This window comes from Streptomyces sp. NPDC031265 (assembly GCF_055570295.1).
The window spans coordinates 139,418-143,183 of sequence record NZ_JBVIHM010000024.1; the positions used below are offsets into that span (position 1 = coordinate 139,418).

Sequence of the window (3,766 nt, forward strand, 5' to 3'; positions counted from 1 at the left end):
CTCGCCCCGCCGGTCTCCTCCCCGCTGTTTTCTCTCGTCCCGGCTACGACCTCCTCCTCCTCCCTCCCTCCCCCCCCCCCCCCCCCCCCCCCCCCTCTCCCCCCCCCCCCCCCCCCCCCCCCCCCCCCCCAAGTCCGGGCCGTGCCGGGGGAATCAGCCCTCGTACGACGTCATCACGTGCTTGATGCGGGTGTAGTCCTCGAAGCCGTACGCCGAGAGGTCCTTGCCGTAGCCGGACTTCTTGAAGCCGCCGTGCGGCATCTCCGCGACGAGCGGGATGTGCGTGTTGATCCAGACGCAGCCGAAGTCCAGGTACTTGGACATGCGCATCGCACGGGCGTGGTCCTTCGTCCAGACCGAGGAGGCCAGTGCGTACTCGACGCCGTTGGCGTATTCGAGGGCCTGCTTCTCGTCGGTGAAGGACTGGACCGTGATGACCGGGCCGAAGACCTCGTTCTGGATGATCTCGTCGTCCTGCTTGAGGCCGGAGACGACGGTCGGGGCGTAGAAGTAGCCCTTGTCGCCGACCCGGTGGCCGCCCGCCTCGACCTTGGCGTGCGCCGGGAGGCGGTCGATGAAGCCGGTGACCTGCCCCAGCTGGTTGGCGTTGTTCAGCGGGCCGTACAGCACGTCCTCGTCGTCCGGCTGGCCGGTCTTGGTGTCGGCGGCGGCCTTGGCGAGCGCGGTGACGAACTCGTCGTGGATGGACTCGTGGACCAGGACGCGCGTCGCGGCCGTACAGTCCTGGCCCGCGTTGAAGTAGCCCGCCACCGCGATGTCCTCGACGGCCTTGGCGATGTCGGCGTCCTCGAAGACGACGACCGGGGCCTTGCCGCCGAGCTCCAGGTGGACGCGCTTGACGTCCTTGGCCGCCGACTCCGCGACCTGCATGCCGGCCCGTACGGAACCGGTGATGGAGGCCATCGCGGGCACCGGGTGCTCGACCATCGCACGGCCGGTGTCGCGGTCGCCGCAGATGACGTTGAAGACGCCCTTGGGGACGATCGCGCCGATGATCTCGGCGATCAGGACGGTGGAGGCGGGGGTGGTGTCCGAGGGCTTGAGGACGACCGTGTTGCCGGCGGCGAGGGCCGGGGCGAACTTCCACACGGCCATCATCATCGGGTAGTTCCACGGCGCGACCTGCGCGCAGACACCCACCGGCTCACGGCGGACGATCGAGGTCATGCCCTCCATGTACTCGCCGGCCGAGCGGCCCTCCAGCAGCCGGGCGGCGCCCGCGAAGAAGCGGATCTGGTCCACCATCGGCGGGATCTCTTCGCTGGCAGTGAGCGCGAGCGGCTTGCCGGTGTTCTCGGACTCGGCCGCGATCAGCTCCTCGGCGCGCTCCTCGAAGGCGTCCGCGATCTTCAGCAGGACCCGCTGGCGCTCGGCCGGCGTGGTGTCGCGCCAGGCCGGGAAGGCCACGGCGGCGGCGGCCATGGCGGCGTCGACGTCCGCCTGGCCGGAGAGCGGCGAGGTGGCGTACGCCTCGCCCGTGGCCGGGTTGACCACCTCGATGGTCCGCCCGTCGGCAGCATCGCGGAACTCTCCGTCGATGTAGTTGCGCAAACGACGCAGTTCGGTGGTCACTTCGCTGGCCTCCCGGTCCGATGTCCGATGGGTGAGACAACCCACCCTAGTCGGTCCAGTGTCGCTTTCGACAGACCCGCCGCCCGGCAACTTCGGATTCAGTGCTTCTGAGGTCACGGAACAACGAATTTCATCGCTTTGGGGTTGCGGGACAGACGAGTCGGGTGCACAGTGGCTCCGTGGCCAGTCGAAGCGCAGACCCCAGGACCGGGAACGGATCGTCCCCGTCGATCGATGCCGTGTCCCTGGCGATCATCGAGCAGCTCCAGGAAGACGGGCGCCGCCCGTACGCCGCGATCGGCAAGGCCGTGGGCCTGTCCGAGGCGGCCGTGCGCCAGCGCGTGCAGAAGCTGCTCGACCAGGGCGTGATGCAGATCGTCGCCGTCACGGACCCCCTCACCGTGGGGTTCCGGCGCCAGGCGATGGTCGGCATCAATGTCGAGGGAGACCTCGACCCCGTCGCCGAGGCGCTGACGGCCATGGCCGAGTGCGAGTACGTGGTGATGACCGCGGGCTCCTTCGACCTGATGGTGGAGGTCGTCTGCGAGGACGACGACCACCTGCTGGACGTCATCAACAAGCGGATCCGCGCCCTCCCCGGCGTGCGCTCCACCGAGAGCTTCGTCTACCTCAAGTTGAAGAAGCAGACCTATATGTGGGGAACCCGATAGCCGTGAGCAAGGACCTGAGCCAGACCGCCTACGACCACCTGTGGATGCACTTCACCCGCATGTCGTCGTACGAGAACGCGCCCGTTCCCACCATCGTGCGGGGCGAGGGCACCTACATCTACGACGACAAGGGCAAGAAGTACCTCGACGGTCTCTCCGGCCTGTTCGTCGTCAACGCCGGCCACGGCCGCCACGAGCTCGCCGAGACCGCCTACAAGCAGGCGCAGGAGCTGGCCTTCTTCCCGGTGTGGTCCTACGCCCACCCCAAGGCGGTGGAGCTGGCGGAACGTCTCGCCAACTACGCCCCGGGCGACCTCAACAAGGTCTTCTTCACCACCGGCGGCGGCGAGGCCGTCGAGACTGCCTGGAAGCTGGCGAAGCAGTACCACAAGCTCACCGGCAACCACACGAAGTACAAGGTCATCTCGCGCGCGGTCGCCTACCACGGCACCCCGCAGGGCGCCCTGTCGATCACCGGTCTGCCCGCGCTGAAGGCGCCCTTCGAGCCGCTGGTCCCCGGCGCGCACAAGGTGCCGAACACCAACATCTACCGCGCCTCGATCCACGCCGACGACCCGGTGGCCTTCGGCCGCTGGGCCGCCGACCAGATCGAGCAGGAGATCCTCTTCGAGGGCCCCGAGACGGTCGCGGCGGTCTTCCTTGAGCCCGTCCAGAACGCGGGCGGCTGCTTCCCGCCCCCGCCCGGCTACTTCCAGCGCGTGCGCGAGATCTGCGACAAGTACGACGTGCTGCTCGTCTCCGACGAGGTCATCTGCGCCTTCGGCCGCCTGGGCACGATGTTCGCCTGCGACAAGTTCGACTACATACCGGACATGATCACCTGCGCCAAGGGCATGACCTCGGGCTACTCCCCGATCGGCGCCTGCATCATCTCCGACAAGCTCGCGGAGCCGTTCTACAAGGGCGACAACACCTTCCTGCACGGCTACACCTTCGGCGGCCACCCGGTCTCCGCGGCCGTGGGCCTGGCCAACCTCGACATCTTCGAGCGCGAGGGCCTCAACCAGCACGTGCTCGACAACGAGAGCGCCTTCTTCGACACCCTCAAGAAGCTCCACGACCTGCCGATAGTCGGCGACGTCCGCGGCAACGGCTTCTTCTACGGCATCGAGCTGGTGAAGGACAAGGCCACCAAGGAGACCTTCACCGACGAGGAGACCGAGCGCGTCCTGTACGGCTTCCTCTCCAAGGCGCTGTACGACAACGGCCTGTACTGCCGCGCCGACGACCGGGGCGACCCGGTGGTCCAGCTGGCCCCGCCGCTGATCTCCAACCAGGAGACCTTCGACGAGATCGAGGGCATCCTGCGCCAGGTCCTGACGGAGGCCTGGACGAAGCTCTAGCCGTCCCCCGGATCGTCCCCGCGATTCGTCTGAACGCACCGGCCCGGGGGGGGGGGGGGGGGGGGGGGGGGGGGGGGGGGGGGGGGGGGGGGGGGGGGGGGGGGGGGGGGGGGGGGGGGGGGGGGGGGGGGGGGGGGG

At 68.9% G+C, this 3,766-nt stretch carries 3 protein-coding genes; 2 read left to right on the forward strand and 1 reads right to left on the reverse strand.

All coding sequences use genetic code 11. The features are described from left to right. Nucleotides 1-153: 153 nt before the first annotated feature. Nucleotides 154-1,593 carry a gamma-aminobutyraldehyde dehydrogenase gene (locus tag ACZ499_RS30115; protein ID WP_468679391.1) on the reverse strand — a complete coding sequence of 480 codons (1,440 nt, stop codon included), beginning with the start codon at nt 1,591-1,593 and terminating at the stop codon, nt 154-156. Nucleotides 1,594-1,772: 179 nt separating this feature from the next. On the opposite strand from ACZ499_RS30115, the gene ACZ499_RS30120 reads away from it, so the two are divergent. Further along, a complete protein-coding gene (locus ACZ499_RS30120; RefSeq protein WP_190091075.1) occupies nt 1,773-2,264 on the forward strand; it encodes an Lrp/AsnC family transcriptional regulator in 492 nt (163 codons plus the stop codon). Beyond that, nucleotides 2,249-3,628, forward strand: coding sequence for an aspartate aminotransferase family protein (locus ACZ499_RS30125; protein ID WP_468679392.1), 1,380 nt, complete (start codon nt 2,249-2,251; stop codon nt 3,626-3,628). The genes ACZ499_RS30120 and ACZ499_RS30125 overlap by 16 nt, the downstream gene beginning before the upstream one ends. Nucleotides 3,629-3,766: the final 138 nt, after the last annotated feature.